23 protein-coding genes, 1 tRNA gene and 1 riboswitch are annotated in these 24,530 nt (G+C 42.3%); of the genes, 7 read left to right on the top strand and 17 right to left on the bottom strand.

What is annotated here, in order from left to right; genetic code table 11:
* Positions 1 to 121: 121 nt before the first annotated feature.
* On the top strand, positions 122 to 1,060 hold the full coding sequence (locus BM161_RS12780; protein WP_074933309.1) for a helix-turn-helix domain-containing protein: 939 nt from the start codon (positions 122 to 124) through the stop codon (positions 1,058 to 1,060).
* Between the two features lie 69 nt (positions 1,061 to 1,129).
* Here the strand turns inward: BM161_RS12780 and BM161_RS12775 are convergent, their stop codons facing one another.
* From BM161_RS12775 to BM161_RS12760, 4 genes are read right to left on the bottom strand one after another with little or no spacing between them, the layout of a single operon-like run.
* Entirely contained in the window at positions 1,130 to 1,741 is a 612-nt protein-coding gene (locus BM161_RS12775; RefSeq protein ID WP_074933308.1) for an L-2-amino-thiazoline-4-carboxylic acid hydrolase, read from the bottom strand.
* 13 nt (positions 1,742 to 1,754) lie between these two features.
* Positions 1,755 to 2,414 (bottom strand): DUF6796 family protein, encoded by a 660-nt coding sequence (locus BM161_RS12770; protein ID WP_074933306.1) that lies wholly within the window; start codon positions 2,412 to 2,414, stop codon positions 1,755 to 1,757.
* Positions 2,415 to 2,456: 42 nt separating this feature from the next.
* Positions 2,457 to 3,299 (bottom strand): class I SAM-dependent methyltransferase, encoded by an 843-nt coding sequence (locus BM161_RS12765; protein ID WP_074933304.1) that lies wholly within the window; start codon positions 3,297 to 3,299, stop codon positions 2,457 to 2,459.
* Between the two features lie 22 nt (positions 3,300 to 3,321).
* A complete protein-coding gene (locus tag BM161_RS12760) occupies positions 3,322 to 3,921 on the bottom strand; it encodes a class I SAM-dependent methyltransferase (protein WP_074933303.1) in 600 nt (199 codons plus the stop codon).
* Between the two features lie 103 nt (positions 3,922 to 4,024).
* On the opposite strand from BM161_RS12760, the gene BM161_RS12755 reads away from it, so the two are divergent.
* From BM161_RS12755 to BM161_RS12745, 3 genes are read left to right on the top strand one after another with little or no spacing between them, the layout of a single operon-like run.
* Positions 4,025 to 4,231: a hypothetical protein gene (locus BM161_RS12755; protein WP_074933301.1), complete on the top strand. Its 207-nt coding sequence runs from the start codon at positions 4,025 to 4,027 to the stop codon at positions 4,229 to 4,231.
* A gap of 11 nt (positions 4,232 to 4,242) precedes the next feature.
* Positions 4,243 to 6,354: a heavy metal translocating P-type ATPase gene (locus BM161_RS12750; RefSeq protein ID WP_074933300.1), complete on the top strand. Its 2,112-nt coding sequence runs from the start codon at positions 4,243 to 4,245 to the stop codon at positions 6,352 to 6,354.
* Positions 6,354 to 6,692, top strand: coding sequence for a hypothetical protein (locus BM161_RS12745; RefSeq protein ID WP_074933298.1), 339 nt, complete (start codon positions 6,354 to 6,356; stop codon positions 6,690 to 6,692). Before BM161_RS12750 ends, BM161_RS12745 begins: the two co-directional genes overlap by 1 nt.
* Positions 6,693 to 6,746: 54 nt before the next feature.
* Here BM161_RS12745 and BM161_RS12740 read toward each other — a convergent pair whose 3' ends face one another.
* From BM161_RS12740 to argC, 10 genes are all read right to left on the bottom strand, one after another.
* Positions 6,747 to 8,531, bottom strand: coding sequence for an ABC transporter ATP-binding protein (locus BM161_RS12740; protein WP_074933296.1), 1,785 nt, complete (start codon positions 8,529 to 8,531; stop codon positions 6,747 to 6,749).
* 15 nt (positions 8,532 to 8,546) lie between these two features.
* Positions 8,547 to 10,331 carry an ABC transporter ATP-binding protein gene (locus BM161_RS12735; protein WP_074933294.1) on the bottom strand — a complete coding sequence of 595 codons (1,785 nt, stop codon included), beginning with the start codon at positions 10,329 to 10,331 and terminating at the stop codon, positions 8,547 to 8,549.
* 117 nt (positions 10,332 to 10,448) lie between these two features.
* The gene (locus BM161_RS12730) at positions 10,449 to 11,228 is read right to left on the bottom strand and encodes a ZIP family metal transporter (RefSeq protein WP_074933292.1); all 780 of its coding nucleotides are present in this window, start codon (positions 11,226 to 11,228) and stop codon (positions 10,449 to 10,451) included.
* 9 nt (positions 11,229 to 11,237) lie between these two features.
* Positions 11,238 to 13,061: an arginine--tRNA ligase gene (gene argS, locus BM161_RS12725; RefSeq protein ID WP_074933290.1), complete on the bottom strand. Its 1,824-nt coding sequence runs from the start codon at positions 13,059 to 13,061 to the stop codon at positions 11,238 to 11,240.
* Between the two features lie 84 nt (positions 13,062 to 13,145).
* Positions 13,146 to 13,218: transfer RNA gene (locus BM161_RS12720), tRNA-Lys, on the bottom strand.
* Between the two features lie 85 nt (positions 13,219 to 13,303).
* Entirely contained in the window at positions 13,304 to 14,134 is an 831-nt protein-coding gene (locus tag BM161_RS12715) for a phosphatase PAP2 family protein (protein ID WP_074933288.1), read from the bottom strand.
* A 3-nt stretch (positions 14,135 to 14,137) separates the two neighbouring features.
* Positions 14,138 to 14,509 carry a metal-dependent transcriptional regulator gene (locus tag BM161_RS12710; protein WP_074933286.1) on the bottom strand — a complete coding sequence of 124 codons (372 nt, stop codon included), beginning with the start codon at positions 14,507 to 14,509 and terminating at the stop codon, positions 14,138 to 14,140.
* Entirely contained in the window at positions 14,499 to 16,460 is a 1,962-nt protein-coding gene (locus BM161_RS12705) for an EAL domain-containing protein (RefSeq protein ID WP_074933284.1), read from the bottom strand. Before BM161_RS12705 ends, BM161_RS12710 begins: the two co-directional genes overlap by 11 nt.
* Before the next feature lie 61 nt (positions 16,461 to 16,521).
* Complete coding sequence (locus BM161_RS12700; protein ID WP_074933283.1) at positions 16,522 to 17,151, bottom strand: polysaccharide deacetylase family protein; 630 nt, start codon at positions 17,149 to 17,151, stop codon at positions 16,522 to 16,524.
* A gap of 72 nt (positions 17,152 to 17,223) precedes the next feature.
* Positions 17,224 to 18,168: an N-acetyl-gamma-glutamyl-phosphate reductase gene (gene argC, locus BM161_RS12695; RefSeq protein WP_074933377.1), complete on the bottom strand. Its 945-nt coding sequence runs from the start codon at positions 18,166 to 18,168 to the stop codon at positions 17,224 to 17,226.
* A 139-nt stretch (positions 18,169 to 18,307) separates the two neighbouring features.
* Here argC and argJ point away from each other — a divergent pair, with 139 nt between their 5' ends.
* Genes argJ through BM161_RS12680 form a run of 3 tightly spaced genes read left to right on the top strand, consistent with a single transcriptional unit; the run spans position 18,308 to position 21,267 of the window.
* Positions 18,308 to 19,588 carry a bifunctional glutamate N-acetyltransferase/amino-acid acetyltransferase ArgJ gene (argJ, locus tag BM161_RS12690; protein ID WP_177206246.1) on the top strand — a complete coding sequence of 427 codons (1,281 nt, stop codon included), beginning with the start codon at positions 18,308 to 18,310 and terminating at the stop codon, positions 19,586 to 19,588.
* A 9-nt stretch (positions 19,589 to 19,597) separates the two neighbouring features.
* Positions 19,598 to 20,470, top strand: coding sequence for an acetylglutamate kinase (gene argB / locus BM161_RS12685; RefSeq protein ID WP_074933281.1), 873 nt, complete (start codon positions 19,598 to 19,600; stop codon positions 20,468 to 20,470).
* Between the two features lie 29 nt (positions 20,471 to 20,499).
* Entirely contained in the window at positions 20,500 to 21,267 is a 768-nt protein-coding gene (locus BM161_RS12680; protein ID WP_074933280.1) for a GNAT family N-acetyltransferase, read from the top strand.
* Positions 21,268 to 21,289: 22 nt separating this feature from the next.
* Here BM161_RS12680 and BM161_RS12675 read toward each other — a convergent pair whose 3' ends face one another.
* The 3 genes from BM161_RS12675 to BM161_RS12665 form a co-directional block, all read right to left on the bottom strand.
* Positions 21,290 to 21,928 (bottom strand): ABC transporter ATP-binding protein, encoded by a 639-nt coding sequence (locus tag BM161_RS12675; RefSeq protein WP_074933278.1) that lies wholly within the window; start codon positions 21,926 to 21,928, stop codon positions 21,290 to 21,292.
* A gap of 12 nt (positions 21,929 to 21,940) precedes the next feature.
* Complete coding sequence (locus tag BM161_RS12670; RefSeq protein WP_074933276.1) at positions 21,941 to 23,326, bottom strand: ABC transporter permease; 1,386 nt, start codon at positions 23,324 to 23,326, stop codon at positions 21,941 to 21,943.
* An 88-nt stretch (positions 23,327 to 23,414) separates the two neighbouring features.
* Positions 23,415 to 24,392 (bottom strand): thiamine ABC transporter substrate-binding protein, encoded by a 978-nt coding sequence (locus tag BM161_RS12665; protein WP_074933274.1) that lies wholly within the window; start codon positions 24,390 to 24,392, stop codon positions 23,415 to 23,417.
* Positions 24,379 to 24,494: riboswitch (TPP riboswitch) on the bottom strand. It overlaps the preceding gene by 14 nt.
* Positions 24,495 to 24,530 lie beyond the last annotated feature (36 nt).

Genomic DNA, 24,530 nt, shown 5'->3' with positions numbered 1-24,530 from the left:
TTAGTATGAGTGATAAGCAGGACACCCGCGAAATGTTAGTTAACGGTATTGCAACCCTGATTGGTGTCGGTTCTTCTTCAGTTATTTCGCGCTGAAACAAGTTCAGGATGACGGAGAAATTATGAATAACGAAGTTCTTTTCAAAACCTACATGAATCTCATCAGTAAATGCGAGGGTGAAGAAGTTTACCGCCTGATTGGACCGGTAGGCGAAGGTATTATGAAACATACTCATATTGCCAAAGGAATTGAACTCGTTTATTCGGAGCTGGAATCCTATAATCCGAATTATCAGGATGAAAAAAGCGGGGTTGACGGACTTGAGATTATGTACATTGCAGACGGTCACGGCGAATTTGAACTGCAGAACAGACAGTTTGTAAGCGGCGACAAAGGTGATGTCATGATTTTCAACAGTAAAACTGCAGTCAGAAAATGTAGTCTTGGCAAAAGCGGTATGAACTGCATAAGCCTTATCATTTTTTGCGAAGATACAATTGCTTTTTTGAATGAGTTTTTTGACACTAGTGATTTTAATGATTCCAATTTCTTTAGTGAAATTCGAAAGAGCACTTCGGCAGTGTCGTATCCTGGCAGCGACTTGCTGGAGAAGCTCTTTCTTGAAATGATGAAATTACCCGGGGAATTTTCTGCATACAATCTTAAGCTTGCCGTAGTTCAGACAATTTTGATTTTAATGCAGAGAAAAGACAAACGCGATTCAACTGATTTATATTTCAGCGGAACTACCGGTCGTAAGGTACAGAATGTCCGCCGAATAATAAACTCAAATCTTGAACAGGAAATCTCTATCGAAGAACTTTCCGAAAAAGTAAATCTGAACCGCACTACCCTTCAAAAAATCTTTAAAGAAATGTACGGACTCACAATAAACGAGTACCGCACAAAATCCCGTATACAGCTTGCAAAAAATCTTCTTGCATCAACAGACCTTTCAATCACAGAAATTGCAGGCCGCTGCGGCTACACAAACGCCAGCAAATTTTCCGAAGTCTTCAAACGCAACGAAGGCATTCTTCCGAAAAACTGGCGTGAATAAACTCATATTCCACAGAAGGAATTTATGAAAGTCTCAAAAATTAATACCTTTTAACGGCGGGTACTCTTTTTATTTACGGATCAGCTCCATCTTAAAATCGCAGCAGTCGCCACCGGTTCCGATTGTTTTTGTTCTGGTAAACTTAAGGCCGGGAAGATTACCGTAGCTGTAAATGTCGTTTTCGCAGAAGAGCTTTGTAAGTTCCGGGCAACCAACTTCTGTAAGGTATTTATTGTAAGGACACTGTGTAATATCCATACGGAACTCGCCTTTAGGACATTCATAAAAGATATTCTGAAAGCCTGCTGTTTCTCCAAACATTTTGTGGCTCAAAGAATCCCACATACCCAGAAAGTACTTTTTAAAACCCGGAATATAAGTCATTCTTGCAATAACTCGTCCTGTCTTCGATGATTTTTCTTTCATTGTGTACTGCATGATGTCGAAAGCCTGTTTAGGAGCTTTATCTTTTAATGAAAGATAAATTGCTGCTGCGGGAAAAATAAAACCATGGGTATGAGCCTGTACTCCCTCCGGAAGGCCATTATATTTATTCAGCATATCTTCTAGTTTTTTCTTAGCCAGCAGCCACACTTCAAGGCTTGTTTCTGCATCGAAACGTTTTTCAATTTCATTTCTTATGAACTTTTTTCCATTTAGTATTTCATCTGCATCTTTCATTTTTTCGTTCCTTCTACATCAAGTTCAACATGCCAATTAGTCCGAACATTCCAAGTCCAAGGCTTGGCATTATGATTCCAGGCAGATCCTGGAACTTCACGGGATTTATCTTACGGCAAGTCAAACCGAAAATCAAAAATATTAGCGGATTCAAAAGTACACAAATTTTTGGAACATCAAGAGCCCCGTTACAAATTGCAATAATCACAGTAACTGTTGGAGCAAGAAGACTTATATATCCTGCAAAAAAAGGAATCATTACCTGTTTGTAAATCTTTTCTAAAATGTCATCTGCAATTTCAAGACTTCCTCGCTTCATCGCCCCCTTGTAAATCAAAGCCTGAAGACAGCAGAGACTGTGTATCAGAATTCCGGCAAAGCAGCCAAAATATCCGAAGCCAAGAGTAAGATAACCAAGGATTGGGTGCGTTGCAGCAATCTGCATACTAAGCGAATAAAAGCCAAGACACACAAGGGCATCGCCAAGCAAGGCCAGTGCAATAGACAAGCCAAACCTCCAGTCTGACATTTTGATCCAGTTGCTGTCTATATTTTTTGATGTACCGAGCTTTTTGTTTCCAGGTCCCTTCAAGTCAAAAAGAATGTCACCGGTACAGCAAAGCAAGCCACCAGCAAGTCCTAAACATGAAAAGATAAAATATAATTTATTCATAATTATTTATCTCCTTCTGGAATCTATCTAGGATAGATTCGCTCAACATGCAATTTTAATAATTTTCATTTTTACAAGCTTCTCGCAGAATTGGATCATCAGCTTATGAATAAAACCAAGCTCTTTATAAATATCCCTATAGCCGCGCATATAACTTTTTGATGAAACTTTCGAAAAATTATTGCTCCAATTACAAAGTTCATTTTCATCTTCAAGTGAAAAATATGCTTTTACATCTGAAATTCCAGCTTCCTTGAGCCAAGTTTTTGTCATCATTTTTGCACCACGTTTGTTGCAGGCATCAAAGACTATTATTGAACCAGGAAATCTTGCTGCTATTTTAGAAAGAAGGCTTTTTACTTCTTCACGCGTAAAATAATAAAAAACGCCGGAAGCAAAAAAGATGGCTCCATTTTCAGCAGGGATTTCGTCAAAACATTTTTCATTATTGAGATTATACGCAAGGTTTTTCTCGCGATCGCCGACAGGAAGAATTTCATTTCTGATTTTAATGACATCTTCCATATCAATATTAAAACCCAGACATTTACCGTTGTCACATTTTCTAAACGTGTCATCAAGTCCACAACCAAGATTAACAACGGCGGCTTTGGGATGTGTTTTAAGATATTCCTTTACCTCATACGCAAGATCATATTGTCTTTGTGCGACTTCAAGAGCACCGAATAACCCCATCGTGCTTTCCATTTTTTTTGATTTAGCAGAAAAATCATAATCAACCATACTACATATTCGTTCTGCCTGATTATCATTAAAGAGATTCGGAAAATGCTCCGTGCAGACCTTGCGTGCAAACAACGGAATAATAAGTGTTTCCTGCACAGTGTTTTTTTCTATATGAAATTTTGTATTTAAATCTGCCATAAAAAACTCCTTCTCTAATGTCCTATTTTTTTACACACTCCACATACATCAAATCTATACGGCCAGGAACTACTTCAGATGCAGTGATTTTCCAGCCGTTAGATTCAATGAAGTTTTTATATTGTTCTGAAGTCCACTGGTGTTCGAATTTTACGCCAAGTTTATAAAGAAGCTTCTGCCAAAGATTAGGGCTGGCAATTTTGCGTTCAATGAAATTTGGTGCTATAAGAAGCCCGCCTTTTTTCATAACACGCTCTATCTCACTTAAAACCTTTTCCGGATTCGGAACAATGTGCAGACAGTTTGCAATAATCACGACATCAAAAAAATGATCTTCATACTGAAGGTTTGAAGCATCTGCAATTTCAAAAGTAAGATTTACAGGATTGTTCCCCTTCTCTGCCTGCTTAATCATATCCGGGGAAAAATCTGTTGCAACCATGCGGTGAGTTACCTCTGCAACATTTTTTGCAATAAGCCCAGGGCCCGTTGCAAGTTCAAGAACATCTTTTCCCTGAACTTTATCACGGATATGCGAATACATATAATCATAAATATTTTTCTGCGACTTCATCGCAAGTGAATAGATTGGTGCAAACCTGTCCCAGATTGATTTACTCATTTTGATTTCCTTATATCTTGTTATACCACCCTAACTACTTGTTAGTCTAGACTAAACGCGATATAATAATCATGTTAGTTATTACTAATAGGAGGATACAAAATTGACAGATGGATCTAAAAAATTTCTGTGGGGCGTAGTTGCAGGTCTTGCAGCAGCCGCATTTATTAAAACTGATACATTCAAAAAAGGTGCCGCAAAAGTAGTCGCAGGCGGACTTCAGCTTAAGGATGATGCAAAAGAATACTTTGAAACAATCAAAGAAGACGCAGAAGACGTAAAAGCTGAAAACGACGCAAAGAACGCTTAACGAGGCCAACAATGGATTTTACAGTAAAGCATTCTCTACCTGGGCGGATTCGAATCTGCTATAACAAGAAAAAAATATCTAAGCGACAGGCTGCCCTTGCCTACAGTCTGCTTTCTGTACAAGATGGAATGACCGACGTGTCTGTAAATTACACCACCGGTTCATTCCTGATTTATTACGACACAAAACAATTATCAGAAAAACATATCAAAGCCTATTTTATGGCTCTTTCCGACAAGTATCTGAACAACCAGGAAATGCTGGAGGCTGTAGAAGAACCACAAGAACAGGAGAGCCTGCTTTTCGACCTTGCGTTGATGACGGCCATGCACTACTTCAAGATGATTCTGCCGCTGCCAGTTCGGATGATTCTTCGAGTATGGTCGCTGGGACCGCGTATTCTGAACGGAATCGAACACCTTGCAAATGGTGAGGTTTTCCATTCTGAAGTTCTGGATGCAACAGCGATTTCCATGGCGCTTCTTACCGGAGATACAAAAACAGCTTCAAACATAAACTTTCTGCTGAACATCGGAGACACGATAGAAGAGTTTACAAAGAAAAAATCCTACAGCGACCTTGCAGACAGACTGATTTCTCAGAATGATCAGGTACAACTTATCGGCCGTGGTTCAAACGGCGAACAGACTGAAAAGGCCGTTCCTCTCAGCATGATTAAAAAAGGAGACATTGTAGCTGTAAGAACAGGAAGTATAATTCCTGTAGACGGTGAGATTTTGAACGGAGAAGCCCTGGTAAACCAGGCAACAATCACAGGAGAGCCTCTTGCCGTAGAAAAGCGCAAAGGAAGCTCTGTTTTTGCAGGAACAATTGTTCAGGAAGGAGAGATTTTTGTTGAAGCCCGCGAAACAGGCAATCAGACAAAAGTTCAGAATATCCTTCAGATGATTGATAATTCTCAAAGCTTAAAAGTTTCTTCCCAGGTTCGTTCTGAGAATCTTGCAAATCAACTTGTAAAATATAACTTTCTGCTTTCGCTTGCGACCTTCCTTATTACAGGAAATATGACAAAGGTGATGGCAACCTTGATGGTAGACTATTCATGCGCAATGAAGCTGGCTGCTCCTATTGCTGTTTTGAGTGCGATGAAGGAAGCCGCAGGACACGGAATAATAGTGAAAGGAGGAAAGTTCCTTGAAAATGCATCCGTTGCCGACACTGTCGTTTTTGATAAGACAGGAACACTTACACATGCAAGTCCTAAGCTTGCTGAGATTCATACCTACTGTGGCCGAACTGAAGATGAAGTTCTTGCAATTGCAGCCTGCCTTGAAGAACACTTCGCCCATCCTATTGCCACAGCAATTGTAAAGGCTGCAACGGAACGAGGTATTCTGCATCCGGAAGAACACGCCAAGGTTGAATATATAGTAGCACATGGAATAGCAACAGAACTTCATGACAAGAAACTGCTAATCGGCAGCCGTCATTTTATTTTTGAAGATGAAAATTGCGAACAGCCGTCAGATCTGAAACAGGTACAGAAAGAAGCACTCGAAAATGGAATGTCTCTTTTATATCTTGCAGAAGAAAAAAAACTGATTGGAATATTCGCCATTAACGACCCTGTACGCAAAAATGCGGTAAAGGTTATAAAGGCCCTTCATGATTCAGGAATTAAAAACTGTGTAATGATTACCGGTGATGATGAAGGCGCAGCCAAAAATGCCGCCCGCCTCACAAAAGTTGAGCATTACATTTCACGTGCCCTGCCAGAAGACAAAGTTCGTTATATAGAAGAACAGAAAAAGCTTGGTCACAAAGTAATTATGATTGGAGACGGAATAAACGATGCCCCTGCTCTTGCCGCCGCTGATACAGGAATTGCAATGGGAGACTGTGCAGATATTACAGGCGAAACTGCTGATATTGTGCTTTCTGCAGAAGACGGCCTTTTAGGACTTTATAAAACACGTGTACTCGGTTCACTTCTTATGGATAAAATCGATTCAAACAACAGAAAGATTGTTGCAGTAAATACAAGTCTTATGTTCTTAGGACTTTTCGGATTTATATCCCCTTCTCTTGCGGCTCTGCTTCATAATGCTTCAACAATTGCCTTCAGCGTAAAGTCAATGCAGCCTCTGCTTGGAGAAGACTAATGGAATACCGCTACTTTCCCGGCCGTTTACGTTTTCGTGATCACGTTCTACGCGATGAAGAAATCCGCAATGCCGCAATCGCTGTACTCAAAAAAATCTGTCCGCAGGCAGAAATTACCTACACAGAAAAAACTTCCGGAATACTTGCAATCTATCCGGCAAACTCAATTAATATTGAAAAACTAAAATCGCTTGTTCCTCTGCTTCTGGAAATAGAACCAAAAATCAGATTCTATACTCCACAAAAGAAACAAGCGATTCTTGATGGCATTAAAAAGATTGAAGTTTATATTCTGTCAGATTTTAACCCAGTGCAACATCCAGAAAGCAGATTCTGAAGTCTGAGATTCAACTCTCGCTTCATAAAGAAAACGAGAGCTGCTCTATTTAAATTAAATTTTCCAACTCACAGCCTGCTTTCGTGAATCAATAAATCTTGCGTAGATTCCGCCTTTAGCGATAAGCTCTTCGTGTTTTCCCTGTTCTGCAATGCGACCCTTGTCGATTACGATAATCTGGTCTGCATTACGAACTGTCTTTAAGCGATGAGCAATCATGATTACAGTTTTCTCTTTTGTAAGTTCTGCAACTGCATTCATAAGCTCACGTTCATTTTCAGGGTCTACATTTGCTGTGGCTTCATCAAGAATGATTATTGGCGCATCCTTCATGATTGCGCGTGCTATTGAAATACGCTGCTTTTCACCACCCGAAAGACTTGCACCACCCTCGCCGATTACTGTGTCGTAGCCGTTTGGTAAAGCTGATATAAACTCATGACAGCAGGCTTTTTTAGCTGCCGCAATAACCTTTTCCATTGGAGCATCAGGTTCTCCAAAGCGGATGTTGTTTGCAATTGTATCGTGGAACAAATATACATGCTGGAAAACAAAGCTGTAGTTTTTCATCAGGTCGTCCATGTTATAATCGCGGACATCTTTATCTCCAAGAGTTACTCTTCCCTTGTCTACATCCCAGAAACGCGCAAGCAAATGACAGAAGGTTGTCTTACCACCACCACTTGGCCCAACGATAGCGGTTGTGGTGTTGGCTGGAATTTTAAGGGAGATATTGTCGATAATCTTCCTCTTATCATATGCAAAGTCGATGTTCTGTGCTTCGATATCTGCGGTGGTTTCGACAGGCTCAACCACCGTACTTTCTGCTCCAACCACCGTATTTTGTTTACCCTCAATATTCATAGTCGGAAGCGCGAGAATCTTACTTGCCTTAGTTACACCAATATCAATAACTCTCAAAAGTGCTGAATAGTTCCCACCGGCTTCAAGAGCATTAAACAACATGAATGAACACACAAGCATTGTGCTGCAGTTTGCAAGGTCCATTGTTCCGGCCAGATAAAAATGTAATGACGCAAGCATCATGGCAACACCACTAAGCTTTGCAACTAACGACTGTAAGTTTGAAACAGGAATACAGCGCATTTCCATTTTGATAAGAATCTTAAGTCGTTTTTCGATAACTGAATTAAGTTCACGGCGACGCTTACCAACCAGATTGTAAGCCTTTACTTCAGAAATACCCTGAATATATTCAAGAACCTTTCCAATTTCGGCAGCATCAGCCTTAATCTTTTCTGCAGAAACATCTCGTACTGCTACACGCATAAAAAGATTTACAAATTCAAAGAGTCCGAAGCCTGCAAGTGCAACAAGCGCAATTCTCCAGTCAAAAAAGAAGAGCATTACAATAATAAGCGAAGTATCTAGCAGCCCCTGGAAGACCATCATTACAGCACGGGTGGCAACATCACCAACCGACTCCATTGTATTTGTTGTAACAGAAGTGATTTCGCCGAGACTGTTTTCGTTGAAATAACCCATTGGCAGGTAGCGAAGATGCTCAGCAATCTCGATACGTTTCTTAGCGCAGGTACGGTAACCACCCTCACACTGCCACATTGCAGTAACTTTGCGGGTAATGATTCCACCGATGATACTTACGCACATAATTGCAAACGAAATCCAGACTGTTTTCATTTCAAAGGCAGCACCTTCAATTGCTGTGGTAATTACGCCACGAAGCATTACGGCCACTGCACCAATTCTGAGCGCCATAAAAAGTGAATTGAAGATTCCAACTATAATTGAACCGGTAAATTTTCTGCGGTTCTCGACATCGCAAAACTTAAAGAATTTTAATAACGTTTCAAACATTTTTCTTACCTCCGGTTACTCATCGCGTGAATCAATATGAGCTTCCCACATACTCTTGTACAAACCGCCCTGAGCGAGCAGTTCTTCATGAGTTCCACACGAATCAATCAAACCATCTTTGATTACATAAAGTTTGTCTGCATCCTTTACAGTTGAAAGACGATGCGCAATAACAATCAGAGTTTTTCCTGCAACGAGCTTTGCAACACTCTGCTGAATGATTGCTTCGTTTTCCGGATCGGTATAAGCCGTTGCTTCATCAAGAATTACAATAGGAGCATCCTTCATCATGGCACGGGCAATTGCAATTCTCTGACGTTCACCTCCACTCAAGTGCGCACCGCTTCCACCAACAATTGTGTCAAAGCCGTTTTCAAGCGACATGATAAAATCATAACAGCCGGACTTGCGGGCAACCTCTTCTACTTCAGCATCAGTAGCGCCCTCGCGTCCAAGACGAATGTTTTCTCGAACGCTCAAATCGAACAGAAAGTTATCCTGACTTACGTATGCAACACGACGATTGTATTCTTCGAGCGACAAGTCTTTGATATTCACACCACCAATTTCAACAGAACCGGAATCGACATCCCACAAAGATGCGATGAGACGGGCAATGGTAGATTTACCGCTGCCGCTTGGTCCTACAAAGGCGGTATATGAGCCCTGAGGTAAATTCATTGATATACCGTGCAGGATTTCTTTCTTCTCTTCACCTTCAATATTTTTGTGATAACTGAAGTGAACATCCTTCAAAGCAATTGAATTGTCATCCGGCACCCGCTTATCAACTGAAGGGCGATCCAACTCCTCAAGAGTCATAATCGAACCAACCTCACCAAAAATAGCACCGGCTTTGGCAATATCATCATGATAAGTAAAGGCAATCAAAAAAGGCTGAATCGCACTTACAGCAAGAATAATCATTGTAATAAATGTTGACGCATCCACAGTTCCCTTATAGAACATGTAACCGCCAATCGGAAGCAGTGAAAACAACAACGACGGAGTTACAACAGTAGCCACCGCATGCGGCCAGATACAGTCTCGCATCCACTCAACGTAGCAGGCAGAACCTTCCTGAGCCGCAACAACAAATCGCTCATATGAAGATTTAGATTTTCCGAAAGCCTTAATAACTTCAATACCATTAATATATTCAACCGCAGTATCGTTTAAAGCCTTAGTCTTATCCAAAGCATACTGAAAACGTGCCGGCCCATCCTTCAGCATAAAGCACATCGCAATAAGGCCGATCGGTAACACAGCCATACAGGCAAGAGCAAGCCGCCAGTCAATCACAAAAAGATAAACAACCAGCACAGCCGACAGAATAATGTTCGAAGTATATTCAGGAACGATATGAGCGAGAGTTGTTTCCATACTGTCGATTCGCTCAATCATAATATTTTTAAGAGAGCCCGAAGGCATATCAAGAACAGTTCCAAGTGGAAGACGAGTCAGCTTGTCACACATCTTTTTTCTGATGTTTCCAAGAAGATTAAAAGTTGCAATATGGCTCATGGAAGTTGAAATCATATGGAAGATAACATTTCCAAGCCAGAAGAGCGCAACAATTCCAGACTCACGCAGGAACAAAGACCAGTCACGAACGCCCGCTAGAAGCTGCTGAACAATTCGTGCAATCATAAAATAAGGCGCAATACAGCACGCCACACTAAGAAGGGCAAAGAACACACTTGTGATATACTGCCCTTTTTTCTCACCTGCAAATTCAAAGATCCATGCAACAAGACTTTTCTTCGCAGGCTTACGAACTTTTGATTTGTTTTGAGACATTAATAACTCCCTTTTATGTTAGTTTTTACTAACTATAATTCAAGAGTCATTATATTGTTATACACCTCTAACATCAATAGGAATTGCAGAATGGAGTATAAATTGCAATTTGGAGTTTTAACCCAGCGCTACATCAAGGATCATCATCAAAACAAAACCAAGCATAAACATGATGGTTCCGAGATTCGAATGTTCGCCTTCTGCCATTTCTGGGACAAGTTCTTCCACAACAACAAAAATCATTGCACCGGCGGCAAAGCTTAAGAAATATGGAAGAATAGACATTACATGGCTTGCAAGCAGGATTGTAAGGAAGCCCGCAACAGGTTCAACTATTCCAGAAAGAATTCCATACCAGCAGGCCTTTGCTTTAGAAAGTCCTTTTGAGTGAAGTGGCATAGAAATGATTGCGCCCTCCGGAAAGTTTTGAATTGCAATTCCGAGTGCAAGAGTAAGAGCGCCAGCCTCAGTAATCTGAGCAGAGCCGGATGCCCATCCCGCGTACAAAATACCAACAGCCATTCCTTCAGGAATATTATGAAGAGTGACGGCAAGCACCATCATTGTCGTTTTCTGGAGATTACTTTTTGGCCCTTCCTGACTTTCATCAAGATGCATGTGCGGAACAACCTTATCCAGAAGCAGAAGGAAAATCATTCCGACACAAAAGCCAACAGCCGCAGGAACAAAAGCAAGTTTTCCGCGGTCACTGACCATGTTCATAGAAGGAATCAAAAGACTCCATACAGAGGCCGCAACCATAACGCCTGCAGCAAAGCCCGAAAGCATATTCTGCAACTTTACATTCAACTCTCGCTTCATAAAAAAAACGAGAGACGCACCTAAAGCAGTTCCTAAAAATGGAATTAAGAGTCCTTTGAAAATAATGAAGTTCATAACTTCAGATTACATCTTTTCGAGGTAAGGTACAAGCACGAGCTTCATTGCGTTCTTGATTACCTGCAAAGTACAGCTTGCAAGATAGAGACGTGCTCCAGCGAGCTGCTTGTTCTCAGCAGTTACAATAGGACAGTTCTGATAGAACTTGCTGAACAGCTTTGCAGCCTCGTAAACATAAGCGGCAACTTCACTTGGGTCAAGATTTTCTGCTGCCTTTGCAATTACGTTCGGATAATCTCCAAGCTGCTTAATCAAAGCCCATTCATCTTCGCTTGAAAGAAGTGCAACTGCTTCTTCTGAACCATCTTCTGAAACACCAGCCTCAGCTGCCTTTGCAAGAATTGAGTTGATACGTGCACCCATATACTGAAGGTATGGACCAGTGTTTCCGTTGAAGCTCAAAGACTCTGCAGGATTAAAAAGCATATCCTTAATTGGAGTTGCCTGAAGCATGTAATAATGAAGGGCACCAAGAGCAACCTTTTCTGCAACCTCGTCAGCATCTCCTACTTCACCGTCGCGGCCTCGCTCCTTGATTGCAGCGAGGGCGTCTGCATGAAGCGAGTCTATAAGATCATCTGCATCAACTACAGTACCTTCGCGGCTCTTCATACGACCGCTAGGAAGATTTACAAGACCATAGCTGAGGTGGTAAAGCTTATCAGCCCAGTCAAAACCAAGCTTCTTTAGAATATGGAAAAGAATCTTAAAGTGATAATTCTGCTCGCTTGCAACAACGTAAACCAGCTGATTAAAAGCCCAGTCGTTGTGGCGGCTGATTGCAGTTCCAATATCCTGAGTAATATAAACTGAAGTTCCGTCCTTTCGGAGAAGAACCTTTTCGTGATTATCTTCGTCTTTACCCTTACCTACTACATCAGTTACGTCAATGCGGACAGAGCCGTCTTCGGCCTTAAAGAAAACGCCCTTTTCAAGGCCCTTCATAATTTCGTCTTTTCCCTTAAGGTAAGTTTCGCTTTCAAAGTAGTATTTATCAAAGCTGATACCAGTGCGCTCATAGGTTTCCTTTACACCGTCGAAAGTCCAGCCGTTCATTTTTTCCCAGAGGGCACGAACTTCTGCATCGCCTGCTTCCCACTTAATCAGCATATCTTCTGCCATCTGATTTGCTTCAGGATGTGCAGTTTCAGGCTTATCTTTTTCGCCCTTGAGGTATTTGTCAAACTCAACATAGCACTGACCAACAAAGTGGTCGCCCTTCATGCCAAGGCTTTCCGGTGTATCACCGTTTGCCTCGTGAAAGAGCTTATATGCGAGCATAGATTTACAGATATGAACACCGCGGTTATTGATAAGGTCTACCTTGTATACTTCTGCACCGGCTGCCTTAAGAATGCGGCTAACTGATTCACCAAGAGCGTCGTTACGAACGTGACCAAGGTGAAGAGGTTTATTTGTATTTGGAGAAGAAAACTCAATCATTACGCGGCGGCCTTCGAGAGGCTTTTTTCCATCGCTGTTGAAAGAACCGTAATTATCGCCCTGCTCTTTTACAGCCTTGAGAATAGGAGCAGCAGCACCGCTCTTATCCAGCTTTACGTTTACATAAGGACCAACAGCAAGGAACTCTCCAAGAGATTTGTCCGTGATTTTTGCAACAACGCCGGAAGCAATCTGAGGTGGAGCCATACGAAGTGCCTTTGCAAAAACAAACATAGGTGCACCAAGGTCTCCCATTTCCGGATTCGGAGCGTTCTGAACTACAATTTTATCCGCGCTGATTGCTTCAGCCGCAGGATCTTTTTCTTTGATAAACTCATTCAAAGCCGCTGCAATAATTGCACGGCAAGTATCTTTAACATCTGCCATAAGGTACCTCTCGATTACAAATGTTTATTTCGCGAGATGGATAGGCAAAAAAAAAGGACTCTGGAACAACCAGAATCCTTTTACTGAGCTACACTGGATTCGAACCAGTGACCCACGCCTTAAAAGGGCGTTGCTCTACCTACTGAGCTAGTAGCCCATCCATTCTTGCGAATGTTTTAATAATATAAAGATTTTTTAAAATCTTGTCAACAGTTTAACGGGCATTTTACAGATGTTTTTTATTAAAAATTTATAGAAAGCACTAATCCGGAAGGAGTTACAGAAGCACTGCCCTTTCCAGATTTTGTTTCAAATTTTCCATAAAAGTTTTTAGTATGCATATATGGAACAGCAAAACCGCAGGCAGTACCAAGCACCGCGCCCACAAGAACATCAGTCAAAAAGTGATTTCCACTTGCCATTCTAAGAGCACCGGTAACTGCAGCAATTCCAAAAGAAGCGCCGGCTACCGCATATTTCCAGTTAGAATCCGGGAAGCACTGGCAGAATACCATAGTTGTAAAAGCAGCTCCCGCAAAAGCCATAGTTGTGTGGCCCGAAGGGAAAGAACAGTTCCAGTCGCCGTCTTCAAGCTTATCTTCAGGGTAGCCGTCAAAATACATGTACGGGCGGGCACGGTAAACTAAAAGCTTAGTCCACTCTTTAATACCGTTGGCAATAAGCATAGTTTCAAGGTACATAGTGCCCACAGTAAGCCATTCGTTGCTTGGCATAATTGCAAAAATAGCCGGAGTTGCCATTCCAAGAATCATCGTACCAGTTCCAACAATGTGCAGCGGCTTACTGTACGGATTCATAAACACCTGTTCCAGAGTAGCAATATCGGACTTGTTCCAGTCTTCCAGATTATATTCGTTAGTTTTAAGATGAAGAAACTTATCACAAACAAGGGCAGAACCGGAAAGCAAACCGCCAATACTCAATTCAATACTTTCATTTACAGGATTCAAAGAAAAAGGCTGTACATAATCAAATACAGCCGCAGAAAGCCCTGCACTACTCATACAGAATAAAATGCACAGAGCAGCTAAACGAGATTTGAAAGATTTCATATATTATTTTTTATCCCTCTTTCTGATTGCTTTTTTAATGCAGTCAAAGGTTTCTACACTGATATCATGTTCAATCTTACATGCATCATCAGCGGCAGTTTCTTCAGAAACTCCGATAGAAACCAGAAGCTCTGTAAGAACGGTGTGGCGCTCATAAATGCGCTCAGCAATCTCAAGACCTGCAGGTTCAAGAGTAATATTTCCACCTTCACTGATTTTTATATAATGCTCTTTTTCAAGATTATGAACGGTAACGCTTACAGATGGTCGTGAAAAATTCATGGCACGCGCAATATCAATAGAACGAACATCACCCTTCTTAGAAAGAACAAGAATTGTCTCAAGGTACATTTCAGCCGATTCTCTAATTTTCATTTTCAGGCTCCTTTTTTCCACTCATTATATCCAAAAATTCTTTTTTTGGAATAGGTCTCGAATAATAAAACCCCTGAAGGTAATCGCAGCCAGAAGCAGTTAGCCATTCTGCCTGTTCAGGAGTTTCAACGCCCTCCGCAAGAACTGTCATTCCAATTTCCTTAATCATTTTGATTGTTGCAGCCAGAGCCTTTTCTGCCCTCTTATCTGTAAAGGCTGCCCAGACAATATACTTATCAATCTTAATCATCTTAAATGGAAGATTAAGCATATAACTCATATTTGAATATCCAGAACCATAATCATCAAGAGAAAGCTCAAAGCCGGCATCTGCAAGTTCCTGCATATTTTTCAAGAGGATTTCCGGAGTATGAGCGGCTGCAGTTTCTGTAATTTCAAGATTGATGATTGAAGTTGGAATCTGATAAATACTCTGAATCTTCAGAATCTGCTCGGCAAGAATTTCCTGCATACACTGAGCAACAGAAAGGTTAATATCAATCTTTTTGATGCCGTATTCTTCTATATTAATCTGACTCAAAGCAAGGCAGACAGACTCAAATACATATTCACCAATACGAAGAATTGCACCTGTTTTTTCTGCAATCGGAATAAAATCTTCCGGAGAAATAAAATGCCCGCTTTCATCCTTAAGACGAATCAGCGCCTCTGCACCTATGAGCTTCTTTTCTGCAGTAGACCAGATAGGCTGATAGAAAACATCAAAGCGGTTTTCTGTAAGACCATTACGCAGGCAGTGCTCAATATAAATAGTACGACGGCGGTACTTCAAATCAATTTCACTGGCAAAAACCACACTCTGACGGTATCGCTCATCAGAAGAAATCATGTTGATAATATCCATAACCTCTTCCGGACTCTCTGCATCCTTAGGGCATTCAATAATACACAGGCGGATATACAACTTTAATTCAACATTGTCGCGCATCCAGGTTCTCTGGAAACGGTTATTGAGCAATGCAATTGTATTATTGATTTTCTGTTCATCGGCATCTTTTATAACAATACAAAAGCAGCCCTGCTGGCGGCTGAAAACATTTGCATATGAAAAGTTCTGTTTAAGGAAGTTACCTGCATCGGTAAGGAAGGCATTCATCTGAGGAATACCAAACGTATTTGCAATAAACATTGTGTCATCAATATAAATTGTAATACAGGTAAATTTTTTACCAACTGCAAGCGTATAACGGATCATGCGCTGCAAGGCAGACTGATTCAGCGTATCGGTAGAAGCATCTACCATCTCCTCCGGCTTTTGAATAAAGAAGAAGTAAACCAGAGTAACAAGTGACATTCCAAACGACTCAATCAAAAGACCATAGTGGAAAAGCTGAACCAATGATGTAATGGAGATAGTCACAATGAAGAAGTACATTATCTGCATCTTTGTTTTCAAAATATAGCGGTGATGCAGCGCTATGATAAAAAGTGAAAAGACTACATAAAAAGCTTTAGTTGAGCAAAGGCCGTAAAACCAGAAATTATTTCCTCTATGATATCCGTTTACAGGATCAAGAGTAAAAACCAGTACATGATAATTCTGAAGAAGAGGAGAAAGCCATACACTAATCAGAAATACAAAATATGGAACAAGAATGAAGCACTGAACAACCCGAATGGCCTTCTTTTTCAGTCTGCCGTAAATATCAAATACTGAAAGATTATATACCGTAAATAAAACGCCAAAGGTGATGTTAAATGTAAAATAAAGGCATTCTATTATATAGGCCGTATGTATGGAAAACTCCGTTATATGAGATTCCATATATCCGGCACCTAATTCAGCAATTGTGTTAAGGGTAACTACAGAGAGAATAACAAGAAAAACAATATTCTGGAAAGTTGGAAGGCTCCTTTTCTGAAAATAGAAAAAGATAATTACCGCATCTATAAAGAGAGCCGCAACTGCATATTGATAAATTTGTGTCAAATGTAAGAGTTCCTTAACAAATCATTATAATCTACAAATACACTGCGGTCAAACTTTAAAACTATGCAACTACCGACCAGTTTTCTCCATTATCTTCCATAGGAACGTTCTTAATCTTGTAAAGTTCTGGCGCTGTAACAAACTCAAAGCCCATTTCCTTAAGAACTGGAATTGCGCGGTCAACAAGCTCAAGAGTTGCATTGTTACCTTCGTTTACATGAAGAAGGTACATTACACCATCCTGAGTATTTTCCATCATCAGTTTGTAGCGTTCGTCTGCAGTGCGCTCAGGAACCCAGTCTTCGCAGCCATGGCCGCAGATAAAAGGAACGTGAATTACCTCGTGCATAAGGCTGTTTACGCAGATATATGGTGGGCGGAAAAGCACTGGCTTTTTTCCAGTGATTTTGATGATTGCTTCGTCGCACTTATTGTACTCTTCAATCATCTGTTCACGGGTGAGCTTTGTCATATCAGGATGAGTCCAGGTATGATTTTCAATATCGCAGCCCATTTTTACTGCGCGCTCAATTACCTTTGTATTTTCCGGTGTAATTTTGTCTCCAATCAGAAAGAATGAAGCAACAACGCCGTGTTTTTCCAGAATGTCGAGCATTCTGTTCATTGTATCGTCACCAGCGGCTACGTTAGGTCCGTCATCGAATGTCAAACTGCAATATTTTTTTCCCATAGTTTTCCTCCGTGGTAGTTTCGACCCTTCGACCAGGCTCAGGGACCGCAGGCTCAACCACCGTATTTTTCGTTATAGTCCAGTATCTTCGCTGATACCCATCATGATGTTCATACACTGAACGGCAGCACCGCTGGCACCTTTTCCGAGGTTATCAAAGCGGGTTGTAATCATGATACGGTCGTCGTTTCCATAAACAAATACCTGCATATTGTTTGTACCAGCCAGAGTATTTGCCGGAATAAACTGCTCTGGAAGAATGCCCTCACCCATCAGTGGAGCAACCTGAACAAAACGGCTTCCCTCATAATGAGCGGCAAACATTTCCTGAACATCTTTTGCTGTAACCTTCTTAGAAAGAAGTCTTGCGTGAAGGCCGACAGTAACTGTCATGCCCTGGAAATAATCACATACATACGGGTTGAAAATTGGCTCAAAGTCCAGACCAGAGATTTTTTTGATTTCTGGAAGGTGCTTATGCTGCTGAGTCAAAGCGTAAAGGCGTGGAGAATCCAAACCAGGGTCGCGGCCTTCTGCCTCATACTGAGCAATGGCTTTTTTACCCGCTCCAGAATATCCGCTTACAGCGTGAATCACTACAGGATAATCAGACGGCATAATGCCAGACTTAACAAGCGGATAACAGATGGCAATAGAGCCCGAAGCATAACAGCCAGGAACGGCTACGCGGTTAGAAGTTTCTATTTTCTTACGGAAGTCTGCTCCAAGCTCAGGGAAACCGTATGCCCAGTCAGGATTGGTACGGTGAGCGGTAGAAGCATCAATAATTCGTGTTTTAGGATTTGTACAAAGCTCTGCAGACTCAATAGCCGCAGCGTCCGGCAGACACAAGAAGGTAAAATCAGATGAATTAATCATCTTTGCCTTTTCTACCGGGTCTTTTCTCTTATCATCATCAATTGTAATGATTTCAATATCAGTACGCTTTTCAAAACGCTCAAAAATCTTAAGGCCAGTTGTGCCTTCTTTTCCATCAATAAATACTTTGTAAGCCATACTCGCATTATAGAGAAAAGAGTTTGAATAAACAATATACATCACAATGCCAGCAGCCCATATTACAATTTATTCTTCTATAAATATCTTGAATCTTCCGCACAAAATTAGTATAAATATACAAAAGGGATGTATATTTATGCAGAACAATATTAAATTCATTGATGGCGGTGTTTGTGCTCCTCAGGGGTTCACCGCAAACGGAATGCTCTGCCACATTAAGGCAAGCAGAACTAAGAATGACACCGCACTCGTATATTCAGACGTGCCATGTAACGCTGCCGGCGTTTTCACACAGAACCGCGTAAAGGCAGAAAGCGTAAAGCTTACTCAGAAGCACCTTGCAGACGGCCGCGCTCAGGCTCTCATTGCAATTTCGGGAAACGCTAACTGTTGTACCGGCGCTCAGGGAGCAGAAAACGCACTCCGCATGGCAAAGGCCGCAGCCAGCCAGCTCAACATTAAACCGGAAGATGTAATCGTTTACTCAACCGGTGTTATCGGCGCTCAGCTGGACGTAACAAAAGTAGAAAACAACGCAGAAGCCCTCGCGAAGGGGCTTTCTCGCGAAGGAAATAAAGAAGCCCGCATCGCAATCATGACAACTGACACACAGTTCAAAGAATGCGCCGTAGAGTTCACCGTTGGCGGAAAGCTCTGCCGCATGGGAACAATGTGTAAGGGCTCGGGCATGATCCACATCAACATGGGAACAATGCTTTCCGTAATCACAACAGACTGCGCAATCAGCTCAGAAATGCTCAGCAAGGCTCTCCACGAATCAATTCTTGGAACTTACAACTGCGTATCTGTAGACGGCGACACTTCTACAAACGACTCGCTCTGTATTCTCGCAAACGGAAAAGCAGGCAACGCAGAAATTACTGCTGCCGGCGCAGATTACGATGCATTCCTCGCTGCCCTCAATAAAATGAACCTCGTAATGGCCCGCAAAATTGCTGCCGACGGTGAAGGCGCTACCCGCCTCGTTGAATGCAACGTAAAAGGCGCAGCCAGCGTAGAAGCCGCTCGCGGACTTGCAAAGGAAATCATCTGCTCAAGCCTCGTAAAAGCCGCAATGTTCGGAAGCGACGCAAACTTCGGCCGCTTCCTCTGCGCAATGGGTTACAGCGGAATCCCATTCAATCCGGATACAACAAGCATCTGGTTCACAAGCAAGCCTAACGCAAAACGCTATTTTGATAATTATGATGATTTTGAAGTTCACGGCGAAGAGTCGGTTCAGGTTTACAAGGACGGAGTTCCAGCAGACTTTGACGAAGATCTCGCAAAGAAGATTATGGACCGCGAAGCCGTAGAAATCCTCGTTCAGTGCCACGACGGAAACGCCGAAGGTACAGCATGGGGCTGCGACCTCACATACGATTACGTAAAAATCAACGGCGACTACCGCACCTAGGAGAAAATAATGACTAACGAAACAAATGACATATCAACAGAACAGTGGTCAGAAGTCCTTGTTCAGGCACTTCCCTATTTCAAGCAGTGGTGCGGGAAAGTAGTCGTAGTAAAATACGGCGGAAACGCCATGCTCAACGAAGAACTCAAACAGGCCGTAATGGAAGACATCGTCCTCCTCAACACAATCGGAATTAAGGTAGTACTCGTTCACGGCGGCGGACCTGAAATCAACCACATGCTCGAACGCGTTGGTAAGGAAAGCAAGTTCATAGACGGTCTCCGCTACACAGACGAAGAGACTATGGAAATTGTTCAGATGGTTCTTACCGGAAAATTGAACAAAGACATCGTAGGAATCCTGCTTCAGAAAGGCGGCAAAGCAGTCGGCCTCTCCGGAGTAGACTCAGGCCTTCTTCGCGCTGTAAAGACTGAAAAAGACTTAGGCTTTGTTGGTGAAGTAACTGAGGTTCACCCTGAGATTCTCACTTCCCTTTTGAACGAAGGCTTTATTCCGGTTGTTTCTACAGTTGCCCTTGGCGAGCAGGATGACTACGCACGCTACAACATCAATGCTGATACAGCCGCTGCAAAAATTGCAGTTGCCCTTCACGCAGAAAAGTTTGTACAGCTCACAAATGTTCCTGGCATTCTCCGCAACATTGACGATCCAAGCACCCTCATCAAGAGAATTGAGCGCACTGCAATCGGTTCGCTCAAAGCCACAGGCGTAATCGCCGGCGGCATGATCCCAAAAATCGACTGCTGCGAAACCGCTCTCAAAGGCGGCGTTCCACGCACACATATTATCGATGGTCGTGTTCCTCACTCACTTTTGATTGAGATGTTCTCTGACCGTGGAATTGGTACAATGATTTACTAATTGCAAGTCTATTCTAAAGGAGAACTTCTATGGCTGATACATACATGAATGAGCAGATACAAAAATTTGAAGAAATGTGTCTGAACGGACATGTCGCCTTAAATACTCTCCTTTACGATGGATGGATTCTTAAATTTTCTGAAGGGTATACCGGCCGCGCAAACTCGGTCAGTGTACTCTACCCTTCTTTTAAAACTTTTGAAGAAAAAGTTCCTTTCTGCGAACAAGCTTACAAAAAACAGGGACTTCCCTGCCTGTTTAAAATCACAGAAATAGATTCTGAGTTAAATGATTTCCTTGCAAAGCGTGGATACGAAGCTGTAACACCAACAGATCTGATGGTTTGTGATCTGACAACAAGTCCTATTACATTTGAAAAAGACTCATCTATTGAATACACTTTTTCATCTGTGCCGGATGAATGGCTGCCAATCTTTTTTAAAGTTCATGAAATAAATGATTTACACGACCAGGATGTCTTCCGCAGAATGATTTCCAAAGTTCTGATTGATACAATTTATTGTACTCTTATATATGAAGGAAAACCCGCCGCATGCGCATCTGCTGCAATCGAAAATGGATATATGCTGCTTCAAAATGTTGTTGTTTCACCAGAACTTCGCGGCCATGGACTTGGTAAAAAAGTATGTTCTGCACTTCTTGAAAAATCACAAAAAGAAGGTGCTCATCATTCTTATCTGCAAGTGGTTCAAACTAATGATATTGCAGTAAACCTTTATAAAAAACTTGGTTTTGAAAAACTTTATTCATACTGGTATATGAAAAAGAATCAATAACATATTCGTTTGCCAGACAGTTTTATTTCGAAAATCTTACAATATTATCAGCAACAGCTTCGGCCTCACTTACATCGTGAGTAACCATGATGGCGGTGAAGCCCATTTTTTTCTGCCAGTCACGAATCTGTGCTGCAAGTCTTTTACGCAAATCTGCATCCAGTGCCGAGAGAGGTTCATCAAGTAATACAAGTTTTGGCTGAGTGATTAAAGTGCGGGCAAGAGCAACTCTCTGGCGCTCTCCCCCGCTGAGGGTTTGAGGCATACGACGTTCAAAACCAGAAAGCCCAAACTCCGGTAAAAAATCAGAAGCCTTTTTAAGAGCCTCCTTCTTTTTCATCCCCTGAGAAATAAGGCCATAAGCAACATTGTTTACGATATTCATATGATTAAAAAGAGCACCACTCTGAAATACCATTCCCACTCCGCGAAGGCGTGGGGCAAGTTTTTCTATGCGCTGGCCGTCGAGTGTGATTTCCAGTTGAGCTTCGTAGTCCGGGTCGTTCTTTTCAAGCCCGCTGATTATATTAAGCACTGTTGATTTTCCGCAGCCGCTTGGACCAAGAAGACAGGTCATTGTGCCTTTTTCGCATTCAAGAGAAAAATCTACGGTAACTGTTTCCCAGGTTTTATGTATATTTCTTACTATTAAATAGCTCATTTTCTTGTTTCCTTATTTCTTTCCCAGTGTGAAAATCAGCATGCTTAAGGCGGCTACTATACCACCACAGGCACAGGCCTGGCTAAAGCGGTAGGCTCCGGCAAGCTTGTAGGTATAAAGTGCAAGAGTATCAAAATTTCTTATGCTCAGTACCAGAGGCATTGTGGCATCTCCAAGGCTTATTGCAAAACAGTAGGCAAAAGCTGATATGAGAACCGGGCGGCAGGCTGGCAGATAGATGCGGAAAATGCTGTCCAACGGATTACGGGAAAGCATGCGGGCTGCAGCATCTGTCTCATAAGTTATTCTATTAATTCCGTTCTGAATCTGCCGGTAAGCGATTGGCCAGTACAGCGCCGTCTGCAGCGCCACAAGTAAGGCCGGAGTTCCCTGATGAAATATCATCGTGGCGCCCCACGAAATCACGACCGACGAAATCGCCATCGGAAGCACCGGGATGGTTTGCAGTAACACGTTGGCCTGCCGTCTCGCGAGCTTCACCGCCACCGAATACGCAAAGCCCAGCAAAGTACACGCCGCGCCGGTCGCCACCCCGCACTTCACCGAGTTCGCACAAGCCTTCCAGAAGCCCCGGCTCCCCAAAACTTTTCCGAGTTCCCCCGCTCCGTTCACAAAAACCGAGCCCAGCGGAAAAATCAAAAAAATCAGAATCATAAAAACAAGCGGAACAAACACTACGGCCGAACCGCGAATACGTCTTCTCACAACCGGCACATAATCCACGCCGCTCGAGGTCGTCTGACTTCTCCGTGCCACGTAGCTGTATGCCAGAACAATTCCAAAGGCGGTAATAGTTTCCAGCAATGCGAGTTTTGCCCCCGCGCCAATATCCAGCGTAGTTCTTATTGAGTGATAAATTTCTACTTCAAGAGTAGATCGTCCCACAGGAGAAAAAAGTAGGACAATCATAAAACTGAAATAACAGAAAAGAAAAACCGGAATACACGCAGCGCCGATTGCTCCCGATAGCTGGCGGAGTGTTACGGTACGGAGAATGCGTGCCTCGTCTGCGCCAAGCAGCCGCGCCGCATTTTCCTGTTCACGAGGAAGGCGCTCCCAGGCTTCGCTTACAATTCCGGTAATGAAAGGCACATTGTAAAAGCCCTGGGCAATCACAATGCCTGCCGTACTATATAGAAAGGAAAACTCTGTTCCAAATAAACGGTTTACGGTGCCGTTCATTCCCCAGAAGCTAACATAGCCGAGTGCAACAATAAGGGAAGGAACGCACAGCGAAACCGCAGAAAACGAAAGAAGAAGGCGGCGGCCGGGAAAACGTCGGCGCGCAGTAAAGTATGCTGCCGGAATGCCGGCCGCCGCCGCGATAAGTGTAGAGAGCAAAGCAATTTCAAGGGTGTAAAGGTAAATTTGGAACATACAGAAATCAACAATACGTCATTGCGAGCGCAGCGAAGCAATCTATTAAATAGATTGCCACGTCGCTGACGCTCCTCGCAATGACGTATTACTTCAAAATCTTCGGCATCTCAATTGTGTCGTAGCTTGCAGGGAGTTTTACATTTTTATTCGATGGGAACATCCACTGTGTTCCAGGAATTACGTTCTGAGCTTCTTCGCTGATGAGGAACTCAATAAACTTCTTAGCGCCTTCAGCATTCTTAGCGCCCTTTACAAGACCTGCACCTTCAACCTGCATAACGTGACCATCTGTAAAGCTCAAAGCCTTATACTGATCTCCCTCTCCATACTCAATATGATAAGCAGGACTTGTTGTATAAGAGATTACAAGAGGAGCTTCTCCATCTGTAAACATTCCGTATCCAACACTCCAACCTGGAGCCATTGTCAAAATAGAAGGTGTAAGGCGCTTCATATAATCAGCTGCCTTTTTACCGTAAACCTTATTAACCCAGGTTTCAAAACCAAGGCCAGGTGTACTTGTACGTGCATCCATCAGAATAATTTTCTTTTTGTAAATATCTTTTGTAAGATCTTCAAGACATGCAGGAGCTGGAACTCCAGATTTTGAATTCCAGATAATTGCAAAAGGACTGTAATCATAAGGAGTCATGAGCCATTTCCCGCCGAGTTCTTCTTCGAGTCCATCTGCGAGCACATTTGCATTAGCCGGCTTAAATGCCTCAAACACTCCGCTCTTTGCAGCCTTTTCTGTAAGGTTGTTGTCGAGTCCAAGAAGAACATCTGCATAAGGATCTTTCTTTTCAAGAAGAGCCTTTGAAAGAATCTGAACACCATCACCACAGTCGATAAAGGTTACCTTGATTCCTGTCTTTGCTTCAAAGAGCTTTGCAATTTCAGGACCACTTCCCCATTCACCACAGAAAGAATCGTAAGTATAAACGATTACTTCATTAAGACGAGCTGCATCAGCTTTTGTTGATTTTTTGGATTTTTTACTTCCCGCAAAGAGAGAGCAAACCATAAGAATTGATAAAACGATGAGAGTATGAACTTTTTTCATACCTTACCTCCGCCGGTATTATCCGGATCAGGTTCTAAGGGTATAATCTCAGGCGGAAATGAAACGACGTCCCATTATATTCCGCCACCCCTGGTAAACAGATATAACGATGGTTGAGTAGACACTAAGTGTCGTATC

The sequence above is a fragment of the Treponema bryantii genome, assembly GCF_900113965.1.
Taxonomy (GTDB): Bacteria; Spirochaetota; Spirochaetia; order Treponematales; family Treponemataceae; genus Treponema_D; species Treponema_D bryantii_A.
This window is presented reverse-complemented; position numbering and strand designations above follow the sequence as displayed.